Origin of the sequence: Klebsiella ornithinolytica (genome assembly GCF_030505655.1) — a bacterium.
In the GTDB taxonomy this organism is placed as follows: Bacteria; Pseudomonadota; Gammaproteobacteria; order Enterobacterales; family Enterobacteriaceae; genus Klebsiella; species Klebsiella ornithinolytica.
The window spans coordinates 4,254,449-4,274,564 of sequence record NZ_CP130153.1 but is presented as its reverse complement, the minus strand read 5'-3'; the positions used below and the strand labels follow the sequence as shown (position 1 = coordinate 4,274,564).

Annotated in this window: 21 protein-coding genes and 1 other annotated feature; of the genes, 12 read left to right on the top strand and 9 right to left on the bottom strand. The window is 54.9% G+C overall.

Going from position 1 to position 20,116, the window contains the following annotated elements:
* Window positions 1-223: 223 nt before the first annotated feature.
* The 3 genes from Q1L34_RS20370 (at window position 224) to ykgO (ending at window position 1,818) form a co-directional block, all read left to right on the top strand.
* The gene (locus Q1L34_RS20370; protein WP_004858776.1) at window positions 224-1,297 is read left to right on the top strand and encodes a LacI family DNA-binding transcriptional regulator; all 1,074 of its coding nucleotides are present in this window, start codon (window positions 224-226) and stop codon (window positions 1,295-1,297) included.
* 117 nt (window positions 1,298-1,414) lie between these two features.
* Window positions 1,415-1,675 carry a type B 50S ribosomal protein L31 gene (locus Q1L34_RS20365; RefSeq protein ID WP_004858777.1) on the top strand — a complete coding sequence of 87 codons (261 nt, stop codon included), beginning with the start codon at window positions 1,415-1,417 and terminating at the stop codon, window positions 1,673-1,675.
* 2 nt (window positions 1,676-1,677) lie between these two features.
* Complete coding sequence (ykgO, locus tag Q1L34_RS20360) at window positions 1,678-1,818, top strand: type B 50S ribosomal protein L36 (protein WP_003859006.1); 141 nt, start codon at window positions 1,678-1,680, stop codon at window positions 1,816-1,818.
* Here ykgO and Q1L34_RS20355 read toward each other — a convergent pair.
* Window positions 1,815-2,525, bottom strand: coding sequence for a GNAT family N-acetyltransferase (locus tag Q1L34_RS20355; RefSeq protein WP_015585015.1), 711 nt, complete (start codon window positions 2,523-2,525; stop codon window positions 1,815-1,817). The genes ykgO and Q1L34_RS20355 overlap by 4 nt on opposite strands.
* A 104-nt stretch (window positions 2,526-2,629) precedes the next feature.
* Here Q1L34_RS20355 and pdxR point away from each other — a divergent pair, with 104 nt between their 5' ends.
* The gene (pdxR, locus tag Q1L34_RS20350; RefSeq protein WP_088911991.1) at window positions 2,630-4,081 is read left to right on the top strand and encodes a MocR-like pyridoxine biosynthesis transcription factor PdxR; all 1,452 of its coding nucleotides are present in this window, start codon (window positions 2,630-2,632) and stop codon (window positions 4,079-4,081) included.
* On the opposite strand, the gene Q1L34_RS20345 is transcribed toward pdxR, so the two are convergent.
* Window positions 4,056-4,526: a YlaC family protein gene (locus Q1L34_RS20345; protein WP_004858780.1), complete on the bottom strand. Its 471-nt coding sequence runs from the start codon at window positions 4,524-4,526 to the stop codon at window positions 4,056-4,058. The genes pdxR and Q1L34_RS20345 overlap by 26 nt on opposite strands.
* On the opposite strand from Q1L34_RS20345, the gene Q1L34_RS20340 reads away from it, so the two are divergent.
* Window positions 4,520-4,654 carry a hypothetical protein gene (locus Q1L34_RS20340; protein ID WP_223306663.1) on the top strand — a complete coding sequence of 45 codons (135 nt, stop codon included), beginning with the start codon at window positions 4,520-4,522 and terminating at the stop codon, window positions 4,652-4,654. The genes Q1L34_RS20345 and Q1L34_RS20340 overlap by 7 nt on opposite strands.
* Here Q1L34_RS20340 and maa read toward each other — a convergent pair.
* The 5 genes from maa to acrA form a co-directional block, all read right to left on the bottom strand.
* Window positions 4,626-5,192: a maltose O-acetyltransferase gene (gene maa / locus Q1L34_RS20335; RefSeq protein ID WP_004858781.1), complete on the bottom strand. Its 567-nt coding sequence runs from the start codon at window positions 5,190-5,192 to the stop codon at window positions 4,626-4,628. The genes Q1L34_RS20340 and maa overlap by 29 nt on opposite strands.
* Window positions 5,193-5,343: 151 nt before the next feature.
* Entirely contained in the window at window positions 5,344-5,562 is a 219-nt protein-coding gene (gene hha, locus Q1L34_RS20330) for a hemolysin expression-modulating protein Hha (RefSeq protein ID WP_004858783.1), read from the bottom strand.
* A gap of 26 nt (window positions 5,563-5,588) precedes the next feature.
* Window positions 5,589-5,963, bottom strand: a complete 375-nt coding sequence (gene tomB / locus Q1L34_RS20325) for an Hha toxicity modulator TomB (protein WP_004858785.1) — start codon at window positions 5,961-5,963, stop codon at window positions 5,589-5,591.
* A gap of 527 nt (window positions 5,964-6,490) precedes the next feature.
* Window positions 6,491-9,637 carry a multidrug efflux RND transporter permease subunit AcrB gene (acrB, locus tag Q1L34_RS20320; RefSeq protein WP_004858787.1) on the bottom strand — a complete coding sequence of 1,049 codons (3,147 nt, stop codon included), beginning with the start codon at window positions 9,635-9,637 and terminating at the stop codon, window positions 6,491-6,493.
* A 22-nt stretch (window positions 9,638-9,659) separates the two neighbouring features.
* Window positions 9,660-10,853 (bottom strand): multidrug efflux RND transporter periplasmic adaptor subunit AcrA, encoded by a 1,194-nt coding sequence (acrA, locus tag Q1L34_RS20315; protein ID WP_004858789.1) that lies wholly within the window; start codon window positions 10,851-10,853, stop codon window positions 9,660-9,662.
* 142 nt (window positions 10,854-10,995) lie between these two features.
* Between acrA and acrR the strand changes: the two genes are divergently transcribed.
* Together acrR and mscK are read left to right on the top strand one after the other, a co-directional pair.
* Complete coding sequence (gene acrR / locus Q1L34_RS20310) at window positions 10,996-11,646, top strand: multidrug efflux transporter transcriptional repressor AcrR (RefSeq protein WP_004858790.1); 651 nt, start codon at window positions 10,996-10,998, stop codon at window positions 11,644-11,646.
* 132 nt (window positions 11,647-11,778) lie between these two features.
* Complete coding sequence (gene mscK / locus Q1L34_RS20305; protein ID WP_004858793.1) at window positions 11,779-15,126, top strand: mechanosensitive channel MscK; 3,348 nt, start codon at window positions 11,779-11,781, stop codon at window positions 15,124-15,126.
* 50 nt (window positions 15,127-15,176) lie between these two features.
* On the opposite strand, the gene rsmS is transcribed toward mscK, so the two are convergent.
* Together rsmS and priC are read right to left on the bottom strand one after the other, a co-directional pair.
* The gene (rsmS, locus tag Q1L34_RS20300; RefSeq protein WP_004858795.1) at window positions 15,177-15,353 is read right to left on the bottom strand and encodes a pleiotropic regulatory protein RsmS; all 177 of its coding nucleotides are present in this window, start codon (window positions 15,351-15,353) and stop codon (window positions 15,177-15,179) included.
* Between the two features lie 14 nt (window positions 15,354-15,367).
* A complete protein-coding gene (gene priC, locus Q1L34_RS20295; protein WP_004858796.1) occupies window positions 15,368-15,895 on the bottom strand; it encodes a primosomal replication protein N'' in 528 nt (175 codons plus the stop codon).
* Between the two features lie 69 nt (window positions 15,896-15,964).
* Between priC and Q1L34_RS20290 the strand changes: the two genes are divergently transcribed.
* The 5 genes from Q1L34_RS20290 to recR all read left to right on the top strand — a co-directional run bounded on the left by Q1L34_RS20290 (window position 15,965) and on the right by recR (window position 20,042).
* Window positions 15,965-16,342, top strand: coding sequence for a DUF454 family protein (locus tag Q1L34_RS20290; protein ID WP_004858799.1), 378 nt, complete (start codon window positions 15,965-15,967; stop codon window positions 16,340-16,342).
* Window positions 16,343-16,492: 150 nt separating this feature from the next.
* Window positions 16,493-17,044, top strand: coding sequence for an adenine phosphoribosyltransferase (apt, locus tag Q1L34_RS20285; RefSeq protein ID WP_004858802.1), 552 nt, complete (start codon window positions 16,493-16,495; stop codon window positions 17,042-17,044).
* 92 nt (window positions 17,045-17,136) lie between these two features.
* Complete coding sequence (dnaX, locus tag Q1L34_RS20280; RefSeq protein ID WP_327204256.1) at window positions 17,137-19,047, top strand: DNA polymerase III subunit gamma/tau; 1,911 nt, start codon at window positions 17,137-17,139, stop codon at window positions 19,045-19,047.
* Window positions 18,377-18,441, top strand: a sequence feature (DnaX frameshifting element). Its footprint overlaps the gene before it by 65 nt.
* Before the next feature lie 57 nt (window positions 19,048-19,104).
* Window positions 19,105-19,437 (top strand): YbaB/EbfC family nucleoid-associated protein, encoded by a 333-nt coding sequence (locus tag Q1L34_RS20275; RefSeq protein WP_004858807.1) that lies wholly within the window; start codon window positions 19,105-19,107, stop codon window positions 19,435-19,437.
* Window positions 19,437-20,042 (top strand): recombination mediator RecR, encoded by a 606-nt coding sequence (gene recR / locus Q1L34_RS20270; protein WP_004858810.1) that lies wholly within the window; start codon window positions 19,437-19,439, stop codon window positions 20,040-20,042. The genes Q1L34_RS20275 and recR overlap by 1 nt, the downstream gene beginning before the upstream one ends.
* Window positions 20,043-20,116 lie beyond the last annotated feature (74 nt).

Below are 20,116 nucleotides of genomic sequence, written 5' to 3'. Positions count from 1 at the left end.
TGAAATGCCTAAACGTAACTTCAGGCAATTTAATGATCGTGATAGTGTGATTAAGTGCAAATAAAATGGCGTAATTTGTTACGGTCAGTGAGTCCATTCACAATTTGATGTATTGTGAGCGTAATACTTTTATTGTCATTTTTTAGCATGGGAACGTTGCAGGGCGCGTTTTTTTAAATGGCCCCTGTTACAATCCAGGGATAACAACATAAGGAACCGGACCATGAAGTCGAAAAGCGCAACCTTAGAAGATGTCGCGCGTCATGCAGGCGTCTCCTATCAGACCGTGTCCAGGGTGCTCAATAAATCTGCTAATGTATCCGAGGCCACGCGTCGTAAGGTGGAGAAATCCATTGAGCTATTGCGGTATGTCCCTAACCGCCTGGCTCAACAGCTGGTGGGCAAGCAAAGTCGGACCGTCGGTCTGGTGACAATTTCACTGTCGTTGCACGCGCCTTCTCAGGTTGCCGCAGCGGTAAAACGCTATGCGAATGTGGAAGGTTATCAGGTGCTCATTTCTATGATTGATGAGAGCGTCAATCAAAGTATTCAGGAATCCATCAATGAGCTGAAGTCCCAGCTGGTTGATAAGGTGATCATCAACGTGCCTCTGGAGACCGAACAAGCCCAGAAAATCGCGGCTGACAATGATGATATCGTTTGTCTCTTCCTCGACGTCGATCCCTATAGCTCCGTGTTTAACGTTTCGTTTAACCCGGCTGACGGCACCCGCGCGAGCGTCAAATATCTGTATGAAATGGGTCATCGGGATATTGCGCTGCTGGCCGGGCCGGAAAGCTCCGTCTCGGCAAAATTGCGTCTGAAGAGCTGGATAGAGACGCTGGCTGGCTATGGGCTACAGCCGGTGACGGTGATTCGCGGGAACTGGGACGCGCAGAGCGGCTATGCGGGCGCGCTGCAGATGTTGCGTGAGACGCCGAAATTTACGGCGGTGCTGGTGGGGAATGACCAGATGGCGCTGGGGGTACTGAGCGCATTTCATCAGCATCAGGTACCGATTCCCGGTGAGAAGTCGGTGATTGGCTATGATGATACGTATGAAAGCTCATTCTTCTATCCGGCGCTGACCACCGTGTCGCTGGATCTGGATTTGCAGGGTAAAGAGGCCGTACGCCGTATTCTTGCTAGCGGCGATGGCGAAACGTCGCATACCTCTTCAATCCTGCCTGCCCGGCTGGTCGTGCGTCATTCTACCGGGCCAAAAACGGAGCAGGGTAAAGACCTACAGGCTATTGCAGAACAGCTGCGTGCGCTTGCACATCAACTGAATCCTTAATCTCTCACGGGCGGTTCGCGCCGCTCGATTTTACATCCCTGAGCTTCTCATGGTTGATCTTTGTCTTTTTGCGGCGTAACCTTATTGTTATGTTATAACATATCTGTTGAGGTTATCATGAAAGACAATATCCATCCGCATTACCGTACCGTTGTGTTCCATGACACCAGCGTGAATGAATATTTTAAAGTGGGATCGACAATCAAGACCGAGCGCGTAATTGAACTGGATGGGGAGACCTATCCTTATGTCACCCTCGATGTGTCGTCCAAATCGCACCCGTATTACACCGGTAAGCAGAAAGCTCTCAACAGCGAAGGCAGCACTGCACGTTTCCGCCAGCGTTTCGGCGGCTTTATTGATGCTAAAAGGAACTAAGGATGCAGGTACTCAACTCGTTGCGCAGTGCGAAACAGCGCCACCCCGATTGTCAGATTGTGAAACGCAAAGGGCGGCTGTACGTTATCTGCAAAAGCAATCCTCGTTTTAAAGCCGTGCAGGGACGTAAGAAGAGACGCTAATCTCCTGATGTACGGAAGCTCTCCAGCGTGGCGCGCTGCTGACCATCGGGGCTAAAGTTTCCGCTGGCCAGCCATCGCTGCATCGCTTTATCTATCAGTGGCCACTCGCTGTCGATTATCGAAAACCAGTCGGTGTCGCGGTTGTGGCCCTTTATCACTAACGCCTGGCGAAAACGTCCCTCAAAGTGAAACCCCAATCGTTGCGCCGCCCGGCGCGAGGGTTCGTTCAGGCTATTACATTTCCACTCATAGCGGCGATAGCCGAGCGTATCGAAGACGTAGCGCATCAGAAGCCACTGGGCTTCCGTCGCCATTGCGGTCCGACTGAGCAGCGGCGAGAAGTGCACGTGTCCGACTTCGATCACGCCATTTTGGGCATCAATACGCATCAGCGCCAGGGAGCCGACGGGCTGTCGGGTGCGTTCATCCACGACGGCGAAATGGAGAGGATCGCTGAGCTTTTCCACGCTGGTTATCCAGGCGCTGAACGTCTCTACGCAGTTGTCCGGTTCGCGCAATAACCACGTCCAGCTTCGGGTATCCGGGGCCAGCTGATGTGCGGCAAAGAGCGCGCTGGCGTGAGCGGCAGTCAGCGGCTCCAGGCGGCAATAACGTCCCTGTAGAATTTGACGTTGCGGAAACGGGCGCGGCTGCCAGTCGGGCAGGGCCTGGCCAACGGGTTGTCCGAACGAATTATGTTGCTGCATGGGGGGGCTCCTTATCTGCGGGGGAATAGCGTGAGACTAAAGTTTTACTGGTTCCATAAAAAGATCCATCAGAGTATGTTTTGATGGTGCCACGAGGAGCCGAGATGAATATTCCTGATGATGCCTTCTTCACCCTACTGGAACACACCTTGTCCCGGCGAGGTCATGAAACCCTTCAGCGCACGCTGTATCGTGCGCTGCGCGAGGCGATTTTACAGGGAGCGCTGGCAGGCGGTAGTCGGCTGCCGGGTTCACGTGCTATCGCGACGCGGCTCAATTTGTCGCGTAATACGATTAACGGGGCGCTGGAGCAGCTGACCATGGAAGGCTACCTGCAGCGCAGCCGCCAGGGGACGTATGTGGCGACGCTGACCGCCTCCGGTGAGCGGGAAGGGCTACCGCTGACCATTGCGTTGCCGGAGCGGCTGATCGCGCTACCTCCCGGCACCCGTCGCGATTCGCCGACGCTGATATTTACTCCCGGCACGCCGGCGATTAACTATTTTCCTTTACCGCTCTGGCGGCGGCTGCTCGACAAGGTGCTGCGTGATGAGGGCAGCGCGCTGCTGGGTTACGGAGAGGCGGCAGGGGAACCCGCGCTGCGGGAAGCGATTGTCCGTCATCTGGCGCTATCTCGCGGGATCCGCTGCGACGCCCGGCAAATCGTGATTACCGAAGGCGCGCTCGAAGGCGTCAACCTCTGTACCCATCTGCTGAGCGAAGCGGGTGACACCGCATGGGTTGAAGAGCCGGGATATCCCGGCGCGAAGAGCGTATTTATGAAGGCCGGGTTACAGGTAAAAGGGATGCCGGTAGACAGTGAAGGGATGTGTCCGGACATGGACGAGAACCTGCCGCCGCGGCTGATTTTTACCTCGCCTTCGCATCAATATCCCTGTGGCGCGGTGATGAGCGCAGGCAGGCGTCTGGCGCTGCTGGAATATGCCCGCCAGCATGATGCATGGATTGTTGAAGATGATTACGACAGCGAGTTTCGCTATAGCGGGGAACCTGTTCCGGCCATGTCAGGGATGATGAAACAGGCGCCGGTGGTCTATATCGGCACCTTCAGCAAGACGCTGTTTCCGGCGCTGCGCATTGGTTTCGTGGTGATGCCTCCCGCCCTGGCGCAAGCCGCTCAGGGATTCGTGGGATCGCTGCTGCGCGGTGGTCACCGGGCTGAGCAACGAGCGCTGGCGTTGTTTATCGAAGAGGGGCATTACGCGCGTCATCTGGCGGCGATGCGGCGCTTGTATCGCCGGCGACAGCTGCAGCTCCGTGAGGTGCTGGCAGCGGAGCTGACGCAACCTTTTGCTCTTCTCGGTGGCGAGGGCGGACTGCACCTGGCGGTAGCCATTGACGGGATAGACGATGGAGCGGTGGTGGAACAGGCGCGGCAGTATCAACAAGCACCGGCGGCATTAAGCCGGTTTTACCTTGATACACAACGCGCGCGAAGCGGGCTGGTGCTGGGATATGGCAATACGTCCGCCTCGCATTTTGGCCCTGCGGTGCGGACGTTGAATCGTCTTATTGAGCGGTATCGACGCGGGTGAGGCTGAAGATATCGTAGAACGAGAGTTCACCTTTCGTCGCCACCATTTTTTGTAGCTGGGTTTTCTGCTCGCCGGCCACCCGGGGTGACTGCATAATGCGTTCGATCAGCTGCTGAGGGACATATCGCGTGTTGTACCACTCCCCGTTGTAGCAAACGCGAAAATCCAGGACATCGATATCTTCGTAGCGGTAGCGCGGGTAGACGTCAAAAAAGAAGAAGCCGTTTAACAGGGCGAACAGAACCACCAGTAGCCAAACTGAATCGGCCAGCGTTTCCGATGTCAGCATGACCACGAACGTCGCGAGGAACGCGGCGTACATTGCGACGAACAGCCACGGATGATTGCGAATAAAACTGATACTAAAGCGCGGACGGTTGTCGCGCTTCTCTTTCACATTGAGCTCATCAATCGTGTTTGTCAGCAGTTGCTGTATTTCTGTCATCTTGGTCCCCGAATTCTGCTAAGGCTCAGCCTGAAGGCTATTTTATGTTGCGGGAATCTCTCGGGAAAGTAACAGATCAGTTGCAGAAAAGCATAACAGTTACGCTTTTTCCGCTGTCAGCATCTTAATGATTTGCGCCGGGTTGCCGCCGACCACGGCATTGGCCGGAACATCTTTCACGACCACGGCACCGGATGCAATAACGGCATTATCGCCGATAGTAATCCCGGGATTAATGACCGCCCGACCGCCAATCCACACATTATGGCCGATAGTAACGGGTTTACCGTACTCTTTACCGCTGTTGCGTTCGGCGGCATCTAAGGGATGCGTGGCGGTATAGATGTGGACGCCGGGCGCCAGCATGCAATTATCACCGATGTGAATCGGACAGACATCAAGCATCACGCAATCAAAGTTTGCGTAGAAATTGGTGCCGAGGAAAATATTGTAACCATAATCACAGCGGAAAGTGGGTTCAATATAAGCATCGCTTGCCCGGCCAAACAGTTCAGTCAGACATATTTTCCGCCATTCCCGCTCGTCCGGAGCCGAATGGTTGTAGCGATGCAGCAATTGCCTGGCGCGCAGGCGGTCTGCCCGTAGCGTGGCATCACCAGCCTGATACAGTTCACCGGCGATCATTTTACGTTTCTCTTCACTCATGATGCTTTCCTGATTAAGGTAGGTAGGCGTCACAGTATAAAAAAGAAACCGGTTTCATGAGCGCGCTTTAGTGACTTATGCGAGTAATATCACAATTATACCCAGAGTAGGGGAGGACCCGGTTAACCGTCTGACTGAGATGTGAAATGAATTAGCGAATGAACTTCCACACCGATGTCGGGATTTTGTCGTAGAGCTTATTCATGGTCAATTCAGCAAGACGGTGGTCGGCCGCTGAGTAAAATACAGCCAGTTCGTTATCTGAAAGTTCATATTTGTTTTTTTCAATTACGCGTTCCAGCGTATCAATTGTCTGACAGCGACGTAAGCGCATCAAATAGTCTGTTTTGGTTAATGGTTCACCAGACATAACTTCACCTTTTGATTGTAATAATACTAACAAGAAAGACTTGCCGGATTTTCCCGACTGGCGTTGACAAAACATCGGAATAACCGATTTCCCGATTTGCGCCATTTCTGTAGATCGGCCGTGTTAATGCCATAACTGCTGAACAACATAAAAGTGTCATCCAGGTATTCGTCCAGCTGAGCGATCAGTTTATTATCCTCAGCATACTTAATTTTATAATTAAGCGCGAACGTGGCTATGTGTTCGATCAATTCATTAAGTTGAAGATTGATAGCCGACGTTGGATCATTCACCCACCCGTGGTTACTCTCTTCCAGGTTTGCAAGGCAGTCATGATACAGGGTTTCGCAAAGAAATCGAAGCTGCGCGATATCATGTCTTTTTGGCGAGTATTCGTCCATAACGCATCCCCTTTTTAGTGGTTTAAACGACGACTAACAAGCACCGTTGTGGGATGAACACGACTAACAGACCTGACACATACATTGTAATCCTGTTGTTTTAACTATAATCCACTCTTAAAAAGATTTCACCGTGCTATTACGAAAAATTACAATTATCGCCGTTAATTTATCTTAAAAATATCTGAACTTATTATGCCACGGCAATCAATGTGGTGATTCTGCGAAAGCAAAGCTTATGGATCATTGATTTAGCAGGCACTTTTCTTTGACACCAGTTCTCACCCCCCAGATAACACTGGGTTAAGAATATTCTTAGTTAAGATAAGGGTAAAGCGGCAAAAGAATAATCTGATAAAAACAAAGTAAAAACTTATCGCCGGAAATTGTATATCAGGATACAAAGTAAACCGTAGCAATGCGTGCGTTTCAATATACGCTATCCGAAAAATTTCCTCAACGAATCCCGAAGCGAGCGGGGGCGCAGGCGAAAAAAAGGGCCGCTGATGCGGCCCTCAGTGGAGAGATTAATGATGCTCAGTCGGATGGCTGTGCTCAATGTCTTCCGATTTCTTGCTGAAGCGGCGGCGAACCACCACAAAGAAGACCGGAACAAAGAAGATAGCCAGAACCGTTGCCGTCACCATCCCGCCCATTACGCCGGTACCTACGGCGTTCTGTGCGCCGGAACCTGCGCCGGAGCTAATGACCAGCGGCATAACCCCGAGGATAAACGCCAGTGAGGTCATCAGGATTGGACGCAGACGCATACGTACCGCTTCCAGGGTCGCTTCAATCAGACCCTTGCCTTCTTTATCCATCAGATCTTTGGCGAATTCTACGATAAGTATCGCGTTCTTCGCCGACAGACCAATGGTGGTCAGCAGGCCTACCTGGAAGTAAACGTCGTTCGTCAGACCACGGAACGTTGCCGCCAGCAGTGCACCGATAACCCCCAGTGGGACAACCAGCATAACGGAGAACGGTATCGACCAGCTTTCATACAGCGCCGCCAGACACAGGAATACCACGATCAGCGAGATGGCATACAGCGCCGGCGCCTGGTTACCGGACAGACGTTCCTGATAGGACATACCGGTCCAGTCATAACCAATACCCGAAGGCAGTTTTTTGGCCAGCTCCTCCATCATCGTCATCGCTTCACCGGTACTTCTGCCCGGAGCCGCCTGACCGAGGATTTCCATCGACGGCAGACCGTTATAGCGTTCCAGACGCGGTGAACCATACTCCCAGTGTGAGGTGGAGAAGGCTGAGAACGGCACCATCTGTCCATCGCTACCGCGAACGTACCAGTTGCCAATATCTTCCGGCAGCATACGGTATTTCGCTTCGGACATGACGTACACTTTCTTCACGCGACCGCGGTCGATGAAGTCATTGACGTAGCTACCGCCCCAGGCTGCGCCCAGCGTGGTATTGATGTCGCTGATAGAAACGCCCAACGCCTGCGCTTTCTCCTGGTCAATATCCACCTTGAACTGCGGCGTATCTTCCAGGCCGTTAGGACGAACGCCGACCAGCAGGTCAGGGTGCTTCGCCACTTCACCAAACAGCTGGTTACGTGCCTGAGTCAGTTTTTCGTGACCTAAGCCGCCCTGGTCGATCAGCTGGAAGTCAAAGCCGGTTGCGGTACCCAGTTCGACGATAGCCGGCAGGTTAAAGGCGAAGACCATCGCGTCTTTAATCTGCGAGAAACGGGCCATCGCACGACCGGTAATCGCTTCAACCTTGTTCTCGCTGCCCGGACGTTCGCTCCAGTCTTTCAGTGAAACGAACGCAATACCGGTGTTCTGACCACGACCCGCGAAGCCAAAACCGTTAACGGCGAACACAGATTCGACGTTGGCTTTCTCTTTCGTGAGGTAGTAGTCCGTCATCTCATCCAGCACTTTCTGCGTACGTTCCTGCGTAGCGCCGGCAGGAAGCTGCGCCATGCTCAGGAATACGCCCTGATCTTCATCTGGCAGGAACGAGCTCGGCAGACGGACGAACAGCCAGGCCATTCCGACGACGATAATCAGATACAGCACCAGGTAACGACCGGTACTGCGCAGAATGTTACCTACGCTATCGGTGTAATGGTGCGTGCTCTTATCGAACATGCGGTTAAACCAGCCAAAGAAGCCTTTGTGCTCGCCATGACCGCCTTTAGCGATAGGTTTCAGCATCGTGGCGCACAGCGCCGGGGTCAGGATTAATGCAACCAGCACCGACAGCGCCATCGCCGAAACGATGGTGATGGAGAACTGACGATAAATCGCACCCGTTGAACCACCGAAGAAGGCCATCGGGATAAATACCGCAGAAAGCACCATCGCGATACCGACCAGTGCGCCCTGAATCTGGCCCATGGATTTACGGGTTGCTTCCTTCGGCGGCAGGCCTTCTTCCGCCATGACACGCTCGACGTTTTCCACCACCACGATGGCGTCATCGACGAGCAGACCTATCGCAAGCACCATACCAAACATGGTCAGGGTGTTTATCGAGAAGCCAAAAATGGCCAGGATGGCGAAAGTACCCAGCAAGACGACCGGTACCGCGATGGTTGGAATCAACGTGGCGCGGAAGTTCTGCAGGAACAGATACATAACCAGGAAGACCAGAATGATCGCTTCGACCAGCGTTTTAACCACTTCATGAATCGAGATTTTCACGAACGGCGTGGTGTCATACGGGTAAACAATCTTCAGGCCTGACGGGAAGTAGGGCTCCATTTTCGCCAGTTCAGCGCGAATGGCGTTGGCGGTATCCAGGGCGTTGGCGCCGGTCGCCAGTTTGATACCCAGACCGGAAGCCGGCTGGTTATTAAACTTCGCGACGATGTCATAGTTTTCACCGCCAAGCTCAACTTTCGCTACGTCACGCAGACGAACCTGCGAACCGTCCTGGTTCACTTTCAGCAGAATATTGCTGAATTCGTCAGCGGATTTCAGACGGGTCTGCGCGATGATAGAGGCGTTCAGCTGCTGGCCTTTAACCGGCGGCGTACCGCCTAACTGACCGGCTGCTACCTGGGCGTTCTGGGCTTTAATCGCGCTGATCACATCGACCGGCGTCAGCTGGAAGTTGTTCAGTTTGTTCGGATCCATCCAGATACGCATCGCGTACTGGGAACCAAACAGCTGAACGTCACCCACGCCGGACGTACGGCTGATCGCATCTTTCATGTTGGCGCCAACGTAGTCGGAGATATCCTCCTGCGTCATGGTGCCGTTGGTGTTGATAACGCCGACAACCATCAGGAAGCTGCTGGAGGATTTCTCCACGCTCACGCCCTGTTGCTGTACTTCCTGCGGCAGCAGCGGCATGGCGAGCTGCAGTTTGTTCTGCACCTGTACCTGCGCGATGTCCGCATCCGTACCAGACTGGAAGGTCAGGGTGATCTGTACCGTACCGGTTGAGTCACTGTTGGAGGACATGTACATCAGGTTATCGATACCGTTCATGTTCTGTTCGATAACCTGCGTCACGGTATCCTGCACCGTTTTCGCATCAGCACCCGGGTAGGTTGCGGTGATCGAGACCGCCGGCGGCGCAATCGTTGGATATTGCGCAACAGGCAGCTTCAGGATCGCAAGTCCCCCGGCAAGCATGATGATTATGGCGATCACCCATGCGAATATGGGGCGATCGATAAAGAAATTAGGCATGTCTTAACGGCTCCTGTTTAAGTTAAGACTTGGTTTGTTCTGACTGAGCGTTGCTGGCAACTTGCTGTTGATCGTCAGAGGCTACTTCCTGCGCTTTAACCTGCACGCCTGGTTTGACTTTTTGCAGTCCGGTAACAATCACGCGATCGCCGGATTTCACTCCGCTGGTGACCAGCCATTTATCGCCAATCGCCTGCGTTGCAGTAACCTGACGAACTTCGACCTTATCACCTTCACCGACAACCATAACGCTGGCATCACCACGCGGCGTGCGGGTTACGCCCTGCTGTGGAACCAGCAGTGCATCCGGGTTGGTCCCTTCCTGCAGACGAGCGCGGACGAACATCCCTGGTAACAGGGTGTGATCCGGGTTCGGGAAGATAGCGCGTAAAGTGATAGAACCGGTGGTCTGATCAACGGTGACATCAGAAAACTCCAGCGTACCGCCCTGCGGATACTTCAGCCCGTCGTTGGTAACCAGTTCGACTTTGGCTTTGCCGTTTTCTTGTTTCAGCGTTCCGTTTGCCAGCTCTTGTTTCAGACGCAGGAAATCGTTGCTCGACTGGGTCACATCAACATAGATAGGGTCCAGCTGCTGAACGGTGGCCAGCGCAGTAGCCTGACCATTCTGCACCAGTGCGCCTTCGGTCACGGCGGATTTACCAATTCGTCCGCTGATAGGCGAAGTCACTTTGGTATAAGCCAGGTTAATACGCGCCGTTTCCACAGCGGCTTTCGCGGCTACAACGGCGGCGTTGCTCTGCTGAGCGTCGGCGACGGCAGTATCATAATCCTGTTGACTGATGTATTTGGTGCCGAGCAGTTTCTGATAACGTTTAACCGTCAGCTGCGCGATATTGGCCGCGGCCTGTGCTTTGGCTAAATCGCCTTTTGCGCTTTCGTAGCTGGCCTGGTAAGTTGCCGGATCGATCTGATAAAGGGACACGCCAGCCTGGATGTCACTACCTTCCGTAAAGTTACGTTTCAGAATAATGCCACTTACCTGAGGACGGACTTCTGCAATACGGTAGGCGCTGGTGCGGCCCGGTAGCTCGGTGGTGATTTGCAGAGGTGCGGATTTGAGCGTCACAATACCGACTTCCGGCATATGCTGGGCTCCTTGCTGAGCCGGTTTGTCGTCACATCCTGTTAGCGCTAAGCTGCCTGAGAGCATCAGAACGACCGCCAGAGGCGTTAACCCTCTGTTTTTGTTCATATGTAAACCTCGAGTGTCCAATTTCAAATTGTTCAGTGGCTCAAACGACCACAAACCCACTACTGTGTTTCTATTATGGTCATGCTATGGTACATACATTCATAAATGTATGTAAACGTAACCTCTGTAAACTCATCGACCTATGGCACGAAAAACCAAACAACAGGCACTTGAAACCCGGCAACACATTCTGGATGTTGCTCTGCGTTTGTTTTCGCAGCAAGGCGTATCATCTACCTCGTTGGCAGCAATTGCAAAAGCTGCCGGGGTAACGAGGGGGGCTATCTACTGGCATTTCAAGAATAAATCAGATTTATTTAATGAAATATGGGTGTTGTCGGACGCAAGTATTAGCGATCTTGAAGTTGAGTATCGGGCAAAATTCCCCAACGATCCACTGTCAGTTGTCAGGGGGATCTTAGTCCATGTTCTTGAAGCCACCGTGACAGAAGAGCGGCGGCGGCTGATGATGGAAATTATCTTCCATAAATGTGAGTTTGTCGGTGAGATGGCGGTGGTGCAGAAAGCCCAGCGCAGCTTATGTCTTGAGAGCTATGAACGTATCGAACACACGCTAAAAGAGTGCATTGCGGCCAACATGCTGCCGGCCAATTTGTTAACCCGCCGGGCGGCGGTTTTAATGCGCAGCTACCTCTCCGGGCTGATGGAAAACTGGCTCTTTGCACCGGACTCCTTCGATCTTGAAAAAGAAGCGCGCGACTATGTTGCCATTCTTCTTGAAATGTATCAGTTTTGCCCTACGCTCCGGGCTCCCTCGGAAGCTAAGAATTAACGTACTGGCAAAATAAAAAAGGTGAGTATTTGCTGATGGTCGCGGCTATTCGTGCGATTGCAGAAGTGCTATTCTGCGGGCTGCGACGACCCCCGGTATTCTCCGGCTATTGCAACCACTCATGTTAACACTATGCTGCATACTATCCGTTGGCGAAATGCCACTTCCGCTTTTGTAATTGTACTGTTGTTATTTGTCGGCTGTCTTAGCATTAATCAGGCTCTGGCTGCCGATGTCCCTGACCGATCTGATATTCAGAATCAACTCAATACGCTAAATAAGCAAAAGGAACTGACGCCACAGGATAAGCTGGTTCAGCAAGACCTGGTGCAGACCCTGGAAGCACTCGATAAAATCGAGCGGATTAAGTCGGAAACGACTCAGCTGCGGCAACAGGTTGAGCAGGCGCCAGCGAAGATGCGTCAGGCGGTCGATAGCCTCAACGCCTTAAGCGAGGTGCCTGATGATGAGGCGACGCGGAAAACGCTCAGCACGCTCTCTTTGCGACAGCTGGAATCTCGTCTCTCCCAGACGCTGGACGATCTGCAAACCGCGCAAAACGATCTGGCGACCTACAACAGTCAGCTGGTCTCCCTGCAAACCCAGCCGGAACGCGTGCAAAATGCGATGTACGCGGCTTCCCAGCAGCTACAGCAGATACGCAACCGTCTGAACGGCACCACCACCACGGGCGACGAAGCCCTGCGCCCGAGCCAGCAGGGATTGCTGCTGGCGCAGCAGGCGCTGCTTAACGCGCAAATTGAGCAGCAGCGTAAGAGCCTCGAAGGTAACACCGTGTTGCAGGATACGCTGCAAAAGCAACGTGATTACGTCAGCGCCAACAGTAATCGTCTCGAACATCAGCTGCAGCTGCTGCAGGAAGCGGTTAACAGCAAACGCCTGACGCTAACGGAAAAAACCGCTCAGGAAGCGGTCACGCCGGATGAGACGGCGCGTATCCAGTCCAACCCGCTGGTCAAACAAGAGCTGGATATTAACCATCAGCTGAGTCAGAAGCTCATCGCGGCGACTGAGAACGGCAACCAGCTGGTGCAGCGCAACATTAAAGTGAAAAACTGGCTCGATCGGGCGCTGCAATCTGAACGTGATATCAAAGAGCAGATTTCAGTCCTCAAAGGGAGCCTGTTACTGTCGCGCATCCTTTACCAGCAGCAGCAGACGCTCCCGTCGGCGGACGAGCTGGAAGATATGACCAACCGTATTGCCGATCTGCGTCTTGAACAGTTTGAGGTCAACCAGCAGCGTGATGCGCTGTTCCAGAGCGATGCGTTCGTCGCCAAACTGGAAGAAGGGCACAGCAATGAAGTGACCCCTGACGTACATAATGCTCTGCTGGACGTCGTGGATATGCGCCGCGAACTGCTCGATCAGTTTAACAAGCAGCTCGGCAATCAGCTGATGATGGCCATTAACCTGCAGATCAACCAGCAGCAGTTAATGAGCGTCTCAAGCAATCTGAAAGCCATCCTGACCCAGCAGATTTTCTGGGTGAATAGCAACAAACCGATGGACTGGGACTGGATTAAATCCTTCCCGGAAGCGTTGAAAGGGCAGTTTAAGGCGATGAAAATCACCGTAAACTGGGAGAAAGCGTGGCCGGCGGTGTTTGTTGCCTTCCTTGCCGGTCTGCCGCTGCTGCTGATTGCTGGCCTGATCCGCTGGCGCCTGCAGTGGTTGCGTAATTACCAGGCCCGGCTGGCCTCGCAGGTCGGTCAGCTGCGTAACGACACGCAGCTCCATACGCCCAAAGCGATTCTGATCGACCTGATCCGCGCACTGCCTGTCGTACTGCTGATTCTGGCGGTAGGTTTGATTCTGCTGACGATGCAGCTGAACATCAGCGAACTGCTGTGGGCATACAGTAAAAAACTGGCGCTGTTCTGGCTGGTGTTTGGCCTGTGCTGGAAGGTGCTGGAAAAAGACGGCGTGGCGGTAAGCCACTTTAATATGCCACCGCAGCTGACCAGCCACTGGCGTCGGCAAATTGTGCGCGTCAGTCTTGCGCTGCTGCCGCTGAATTTCTGGTCGGTGGTCTCTGAACTGTCGCCGCTGAATTTGATGGATGATGTGCTGGGGCAGTTCGTTATCTTCCTCAATCTGCTGCTGATCGCGGTACTGGTGTGGCCGATGTGTCGCGAGAGCTGGCGTGATAAAGAGTCGCACAGCCTGCGTCTTCTTACCGTCACCGTACTCTCGATTGTGCCTGTCGCGCTGATGGTGCTGACGGCTACCGGCTACTTCTATACCACCCTGCGTCTGGCCGGCCGCTGGATTGAAACCGTCTACCTGGTGATGCTGTGGAATCTGCTGTACCAGACCGTTTTGCGCGGCCTGAGCGTTGCCGCACGGCGTATCGCCTGGCGGCGTGCGCTGGCCCGTCGCCAGCATATGGTCAAAGAGGGGGCTGAAGGGGCTGAACCGCAGGAAGAGCCGACCATCGCCCTGGAGCAGGTCAACCAACAAACGCTGCGCATTACCATGCTGGTGATGGTCGCCTTGTTTGGCGTTGTGTTCTGGGCGATTTGGTCCGATCTCATCACCGTCTTCGCCTATCTCGACAGTATCACCTTGTGGCACTACAACGGCACCGAAGCTGGAGCCAGCGTAGTAAGAAGCGTGACGATGGGAAGCCTGCTGTTTGCGATTGTCGCCTCCATGGTCGCCTGGGCGTTGATCCGCAACCTACCGGGGCTGCTGGAAGTGCTGATCCTCTCTCGGCTCAACATGCGCCAGGGGACGTCCTACGCCATTACCTCGATCCTCAACTACGCGATTATCGCGATCGGTGCGATGACGGTATTTGGCGCGCTGGGCGTCTCGTGGGACAAGCTGCAGTGGCTGGCGGCCGCATTGTCGGTGGGTCTGGGCTTTGGCCTGCAGGAGATTTTCGGGAACTTCGTTTCCGGCCTGATTATCCTCTTCGAACGCCCGGTGCGCATCGGCGATACGGTGACGATCGGGACCTTCTCCGGTACCGTCAGCAAGATCCGCATTCGTGCCACCACCATTACCGACTTTGACCGTAAAGAGGTGATCATCCCGAACAAAGCGTTTGTGACCGAGCGTTTGATCAACTGGTCGCTGTCCGACACCGTGACCCGCGTGGTGATCCGTATCGGCGTGGCGTACGGTTCCGATCTGGATAAGGTCAAGGAGGTTCTGCTGCAGGCGGCACATGAGCATCCGAAAGTGATGCAGGAGCCTGCGCCGTCGGTCTTCTTCACCACCTTCGGCGCCAGCACGCTGGATCATGAGCTGCGTTTATATGTGCGCGAACTGCGCGATCGCAGCTATACCGTCGATGAACTGAACCGGGCGATCGATCGCCTGTGCCGTGAAAACGACATCAACATCGCCTTCAACCAGCTGGAAGTCCATCTGCGTAACGAAAAAGGGGATGAAGTGACGGAGCTCAAACGTGAGGTCAAAGGAGACGATCCGTCTCCGGCTATTGGATAAGACTCAGCAGGGGCGGCCAGTGCGCCGCCCCGTTTCCGACGGGCCGTCGGTTAGCGTGTATCCGCTTCATCTGACGTCTGCCCGCTGCGGTTGAGTTTGTTTTCATAGTCACGTTTAATGATCTCCAGCGCCCCGAGGACGGTTTGCGCTGACACCTGGTTCTCTTCCAGCAGCATAATCAAATCAACGGCCAGTTTGACCTCATCCGGGGCGTTTTCCAGCGACATAGTGACTCCTTCTGTTAGCGCGTTAAGCGTGCCAGCACGCCCTCTATTTTTTCCAGCGCATCGCGACAGCGTGCTAAACGTCCGGCGCAGGCCTCGACCTCTTTCGCCAGCCGCTGCTGTTCCTCAAGCGTTGTCGCCAGCGCCAGCTGGCGCTGGCGATCGTTTCGCATCGCCAGCAGTCGTCGTTCGTACTCCTGATGCTGAAGTCGCCGCCGCTGCCAGCGGTTTATTGCGGGGGAGGCGCTGTCCCAACTACGCAGCGACCAGGTCGCCGCCTCCCGGCTGAGGGCGGCGATTTGCGCGACCAGCCGCTCCGCCAGCCAGGCGACCTGCGGAAGCTGCTGCTGTTCAACGGCCTGCCGCAGTTCAGTAAAGTGCTGCTGCGCCTCCTCGAGACAGTCCTGCATCAGGGTGCTACGAGTACGGAACAGCTGGCGATCGAAGCGGGCGCTGAGCGTGGCATGATGCGCCAGCGGCGCAACCTGCGCGGCCAGCTGGGCCAACTGATTTTCCAGCGTTTGTAAAAGCCGCGTTGTTTTCAAATAACTCCTCCCTGGTCTGATAGGCAACTGTGCTACAGTAGCCATATCTGCTTGATAACGATTCGCATTATGCCACGTATCATTTTAATCATCATAGGCTGGCTGGCGGTAGCGCTGGGGACGCTGGGCGTCTTTTTGCCCTTATTGCCGACCACCCCGTTTATTCTGTTGGCGGCCTGGTGTTTTGCCCGTTCTTCACCGCGTTTTCACCACTGGCTGCTGTATCGTTCCTGGTTCGGCGGCTATCTTCGTCACTGGCAGCAATATCGTGCGATGCCGCCCGGCGCCAAGCCGCGGGCGATTGTGATGATTCTGCTGACCTTCGCCGTGTCGCTGTGGCTGGTTAAGCTTACGTGGGTTCGCATCATGCTGCTGGTGATTCTGGCCTGTCTGTTGATATTTATGTGGCGTATTCCGGTTGTTGACGCGACGCAACAAAAGCACTGATGCGCCATAATGAGTGTTGCAATTGTCGCTTACAGACAGTAAATTCGAGCGTTTTCGAGCGCGGGTACGCCTGGTCAAAGGTTAATCAAATGTTTCTTTGACCCGTTTGGCCTGCCCGTGAGTAACACCGTTTTTATCAGGCATAAACTTATGACCGCAACTGCACAGCAGCTTGAATATCTAAAGAACAGCATCCAAAGCATTCAGGACTATCCGAAACCGGGTATTCTTTTCCGCGATGTCACCAGCATGCTCGAAGACCCGAAAGCCTATGCGTTGAGCATTGAGCTGCTGACCGAGCGTTATAAAAACGCCGGCATCACTAAAGTGGTGGGCACCGAGGCGCGTGGTTTTCTGTTTGGCGCACCGGTTGCGCTGGCGCTGGGCGTGGGTTTTGTGCCGGTACGTAAACCGCGCAAGCTCCCGCGTGAAACCATTGCCGAGAGCTACGAGCTGGAATACGGTACCGATCAGCTGGAAATTCATGTCGATGCGATCAAAGAAGGCGATAAAGTTCTCGTCGTTGACGATCTGCTGGCGACCGGCGGCACCATCGATGCAACCGTGAAGCTGATTCGCCGTCTGGGCGGCGAAGTGCACGATGCCGCCTTTGTGATCAATCTGTTTGATCTGGGCGGCGAGCAGCGTCTGGAAAAACTGGGAATCAACTGCTTTAGCCTGGTCCCTTTCCCGGGTCACTAAGCAAATCCCTCCACATAGCCTCGCTGATTGAGCGGGGCTGTGATAGCATGACCCCCTCGTGATTTCACCTTCCAGCGTTTCAGAGCCAGCCCATGAGTTATCAGGTCTTAGCCCGTAAATGGCGCCCACAAACCTTTGCTGACGTCGTCGGCCAGGAACATGTGCTGACCGCACTGGCGAACGGCTTATCGTTAGGGCGCATTCATCACGCTTATCTCTTTTCCGGCACCCGCGGCGTGGGGAAAACCTCCATCGCACGTTTGCTCGCAAAAGGGTTGAACTGTGAAACCGGTATTACCGCCACGCCGTGCGGCGTGTGTGATAACTGCCGCGAAATAGAGCAGGGGCGCTTTGTCGATCTGATTGAGATTGATGCCGCTTCCCGTACCAAAGTCGAAGACACCCGCGACCTGCTGGACAACGTCCAGTACGCGCCGGCCCGTGGCCGCTTTAAGGTCTATCTGATCGATGAAGTCCACATGCTGTCACGCCATAGCTTCAACGCGTTGTTAAAAACGCTGGAGGAGCCGCCTGCGCACGTCAAATTCCTGCTGGCGACCACCGATCCGCAGAAGCTGCCGGTGACGATCCTGTCGCGCTGTCTGCAGTTCCATCTCAAGGCGCTGGATGTCGAACAGATCCGCCATCAGCTTGAGCATATTCTCGGCGAAGAGCAGATTACCTTTGAATCCCGCGCGCTGCAGCTGCTGTCGCGCGCGGCGGACGGCAGCCTGCGCGATGCCTTAAGCCTGACCGATCAGGCGATTGCCAGCGGCGATGGTCGTTTGACGGCGGAGTCGGTCAGTACCATGCTCGGCACGCTCGACGACGATCAGGCGCTGTCATTGATTGAGGCGCTGGTGGCAGCCGATGGCGAACGCGTCATGGCGGGCGTTAACGAAGCGGCCTCCCGCGGCGTTGAGTGGGAAGCGCTGCTGGTTGAAATGCAGAGTCTGCTGCACCGGATTGCGATGGTCCAGCTCTCTCCTTCGGCGCTGGGCGCCGATATGGCCGCGGTAGAGCTGCGTATGCGTGAACTTGCGCGCACCGTGCCGCCCACCGATATACAATTGTACTATCAGACGCTCCTGATTGGCCGCAAAGAGCTGCCGTATGCGCCGGATCGGCGCATGGGTGTGGAAATGACGCTGCTGCGTGCGCTGGCATTCCATCCGCAAGCGCCGCTGCCGGAACCGAAGGTGAAGCCGCAACCGGCAACGCTGGCCGCGCCTGTACAGGCGGCGCCGGTATCCGCTTCGCCGGTGCCGCCGCCGCAGAATCTGCCGCAAACCACCAGTCAGGTACTGGCGGCACGCAGCCAGCTGCAGCGTAGCCAGGGAGCACCCACCCCAAAAAAGAGTGAACCGGCAGCCGCATCCCGCGCGCGGCCGGTGAATAACGCTGCGCTGGAGCGACTGAGTTCAATAACCGAGCGCGTGCAGGCTCGCCCGGCCGTCGCTGCGGTGCAGGAAAAGGTTCCGGCCAAAAAAGAAGCCTATCGCTGGAAAGCGACGACGATGGTCGAAACGGTGAAGGAAGAGGTCGCGACGCCGAAGGCGCTGAAGAAAGCGCTGGAGCATGAAAAAACGCCGGAGCTGGCGGCAAAACTGGCGCTGGAAGCGGTCGAACGCGACGGCTGGGCGGCAGAGGTTAATCAGCTGGCGGTGCCGAAGCTGGTAGAGCAGGTGGCGCTGAATGCGTGGAAAGAGCAGGACGGTAACCGTATCTGTCTGCATCTGCGCCCGAGCCAGCGGCATCTTAATTCCGCCGGCGCGCAGCAAAAGTTGGCCGAAGCGCTCGGCGTGTTGTACGGTTCACCGGTTGAATTGACCATCGTGGAAGACGATAATCCTGCGATGCGCACGCCGCTGGAGTGGCGGCAGGCAATTTATGAAGAGAAGCTCGCGCAAGCGCGCGAAGCGATTATTGCGGATAACAACATTCAGACGCTGCGCCGGTTCTTCGATGCGGATCTGGATGAAGAGAGTATTCGCCCCATTTGATTGCAAGTTTGACTTGCGGTCAGCATCCTTAACGATGACTTACTGAGAGAGAAGCCTATGTTTGGTGGAAAAGGCGGCCTGGGTAACCTGATGAAGCAGGCCCAGCAGATGCAAGACAAAATGCAGAAAATGCAGGAAGAGATCGCGCAGCTGGAAGTGACCGGCGAATCTGGCGCAGGTCTGGTTAAAGTGACCATTAACGGTGCGCATAACTGCCGTCGCGTGGAGATTGATCCGAGCCTTCTGGAAGACGACAAAGATATGCTGGAAGATCTCGTCGCTGCGGCGTTCAACGATGCGGCGCGCCGTATTGAAGAGACCCAGAAAGAGAAGATGGCTTCCGTCTCTTCCGGCATGCAACTGCCGCCTGGCTTTAAGATGCCGTTCTGATGCAAACCAGCCCGCTGTTAACTCAGCTTATGGAAGCATTGCGCTGTCTGCCGGGCGTTGGCCCGAAGTCAGCGCAGCGCATGGCGTTTACGCTACTTCAGCGCGATCGTAGCGGCGGGATGCGTCTGGCGCAGTCATTGACGCGCGCGATGTCGGAAATCGGCCACTGCGCCGATTGCCGCACCTTCACCGAGCAGGAGGTGTGCAATATTTGCAGCAATCCGCGCCGTCGTGAAAATGGTCAGATTTGCGTGGTGGAAAGCCCCGCGGACATCTACGCCATTGAGCAAACCGGGCAGTTTTCCGGGCGCTACTTTGTCCTGATGGGCCACCTGTCGCCGCTTGATGGCATCGGGCCGGATGATATCGGGCTCGATCGTCTGGAGCAGCGTCTGCGCGACGAATCAATGCAGGAAGTGATCCTCGCCACCAACCCGACGGTGGAAGGCGAGGCGACCGCCAACTACATTGCCGAACTTTGCGCGCAGTATGGCGTAGAAGCCAGCCGTATCGCCCACGGCGTACCGGTAGGCGGCGAGCTGGAGATGGTTGACGGCACCACGCTGTCGCACTCCCTTGCCGGCCGGCACAAGATTCGTTTTTAATCAAACGGAGGCGCTTTTTGGCGCCTCCGCTTGAAAATTTCCCCTCCAGTCCCCATCTCCCCTTCAACGGTTTT

Bases quoted from the DNA above. Each gene is read 5' to 3' on its own strand.
- Q1L34_RS20290 (WP_004858799.1), top strand. From the start codon at position 15,965: ATGCCACGTATCATTTTAATCATCATAGGCTGGCTGGCGGTAGCGCTG.
- Q1L34_RS20345 (WP_004858780.1), bottom strand. From the start codon at position 4,526: ATGACAGAAATACAGCAACTGCTGACAAACACGATTGATGAGCTCAAT.
- Q1L34_RS20365 (WP_004858777.1), top strand. From the start codon at position 1,415: ATGAAAGACAATATCCATCCGCATTACCGTACCGTTGTGTTCCATGAC.
- acrR (WP_004858790.1), top strand. From the start codon at position 10,996: ATGGCACGAAAAACCAAACAACAGGCACTTGAAACCCGGCAACACATT.
- Q1L34_RS20370 (WP_004858776.1), top strand. From the start codon at position 224: ATGAAGTCGAAAAGCGCAACCTTAGAAGATGTCGCGCGTCATGCAGGC.
- acrA (WP_004858789.1), bottom strand. From the start codon at position 10,853: ATGAACAAAAACAGAGGGTTAACGCCTCTGGCGGTCGTTCTGATGCTC.
- Q1L34_RS20355 (WP_015585015.1), bottom strand. From the start codon at position 2,525: ATGCAGCAACATAATTCGTTCGGACAACCCGTTGGCCAGGCCCTGCCC.
- mscK (WP_004858793.1), top strand. From the start codon at position 11,779: ATGCTGCATACTATCCGTTGGCGAAATGCCACTTCCGCTTTTGTAATT.
- pdxR (WP_088911991.1), top strand. From the start codon at position 2,630: ATGAATATTCCTGATGATGCCTTCTTCACCCTACTGGAACACACCTTG.
- apt (WP_004858802.1), top strand. From the start codon at position 16,493: ATGACCGCAACTGCACAGCAGCTTGAATATCTAAAGAACAGCATCCAA.
- maa (WP_004858781.1), bottom strand. From the start codon at position 5,192: ATGAGTGAAGAGAAACGTAAAATGATCGCCGGTGAACTGTATCAGGCT.
- rsmS (WP_004858795.1), bottom strand. From the start codon at position 15,353: ATGTCGCTGGAAAACGCCCCGGATGAGGTCAAACTGGCCGTTGATTTG.
- tomB (WP_004858785.1), bottom strand. From the start codon at position 5,963: ATGGACGAATACTCGCCAAAAAGACATGATATCGCGCAGCTTCGATTT.
- dnaX (WP_327204256.1), top strand. From the start codon at position 17,137: ATGAGTTATCAGGTCTTAGCCCGTAAATGGCGCCCACAAACCTTTGCT.
- acrB (WP_004858787.1), bottom strand. From the start codon at position 9,637: ATGCCTAATTTCTTTATCGATCGCCCCATATTCGCATGGGTGATCGCC.
- recR (WP_004858810.1), top strand. From the start codon at position 19,437: ATGCAAACCAGCCCGCTGTTAACTCAGCTTATGGAAGCATTGCGCTGT.
- ykgO (WP_003859006.1), top strand. From the start codon at position 1,678: ATGCAGGTACTCAACTCGTTGCGCAGTGCGAAACAGCGCCACCCCGAT.
- hha (WP_004858783.1), bottom strand. From the start codon at position 5,562: ATGTCTGGTGAACCATTAACCAAAACAGACTATTTGATGCGCTTACGT.
- Q1L34_RS20275 (WP_004858807.1), top strand. From the start codon at position 19,105: ATGTTTGGTGGAAAAGGCGGCCTGGGTAACCTGATGAAGCAGGCCCAG.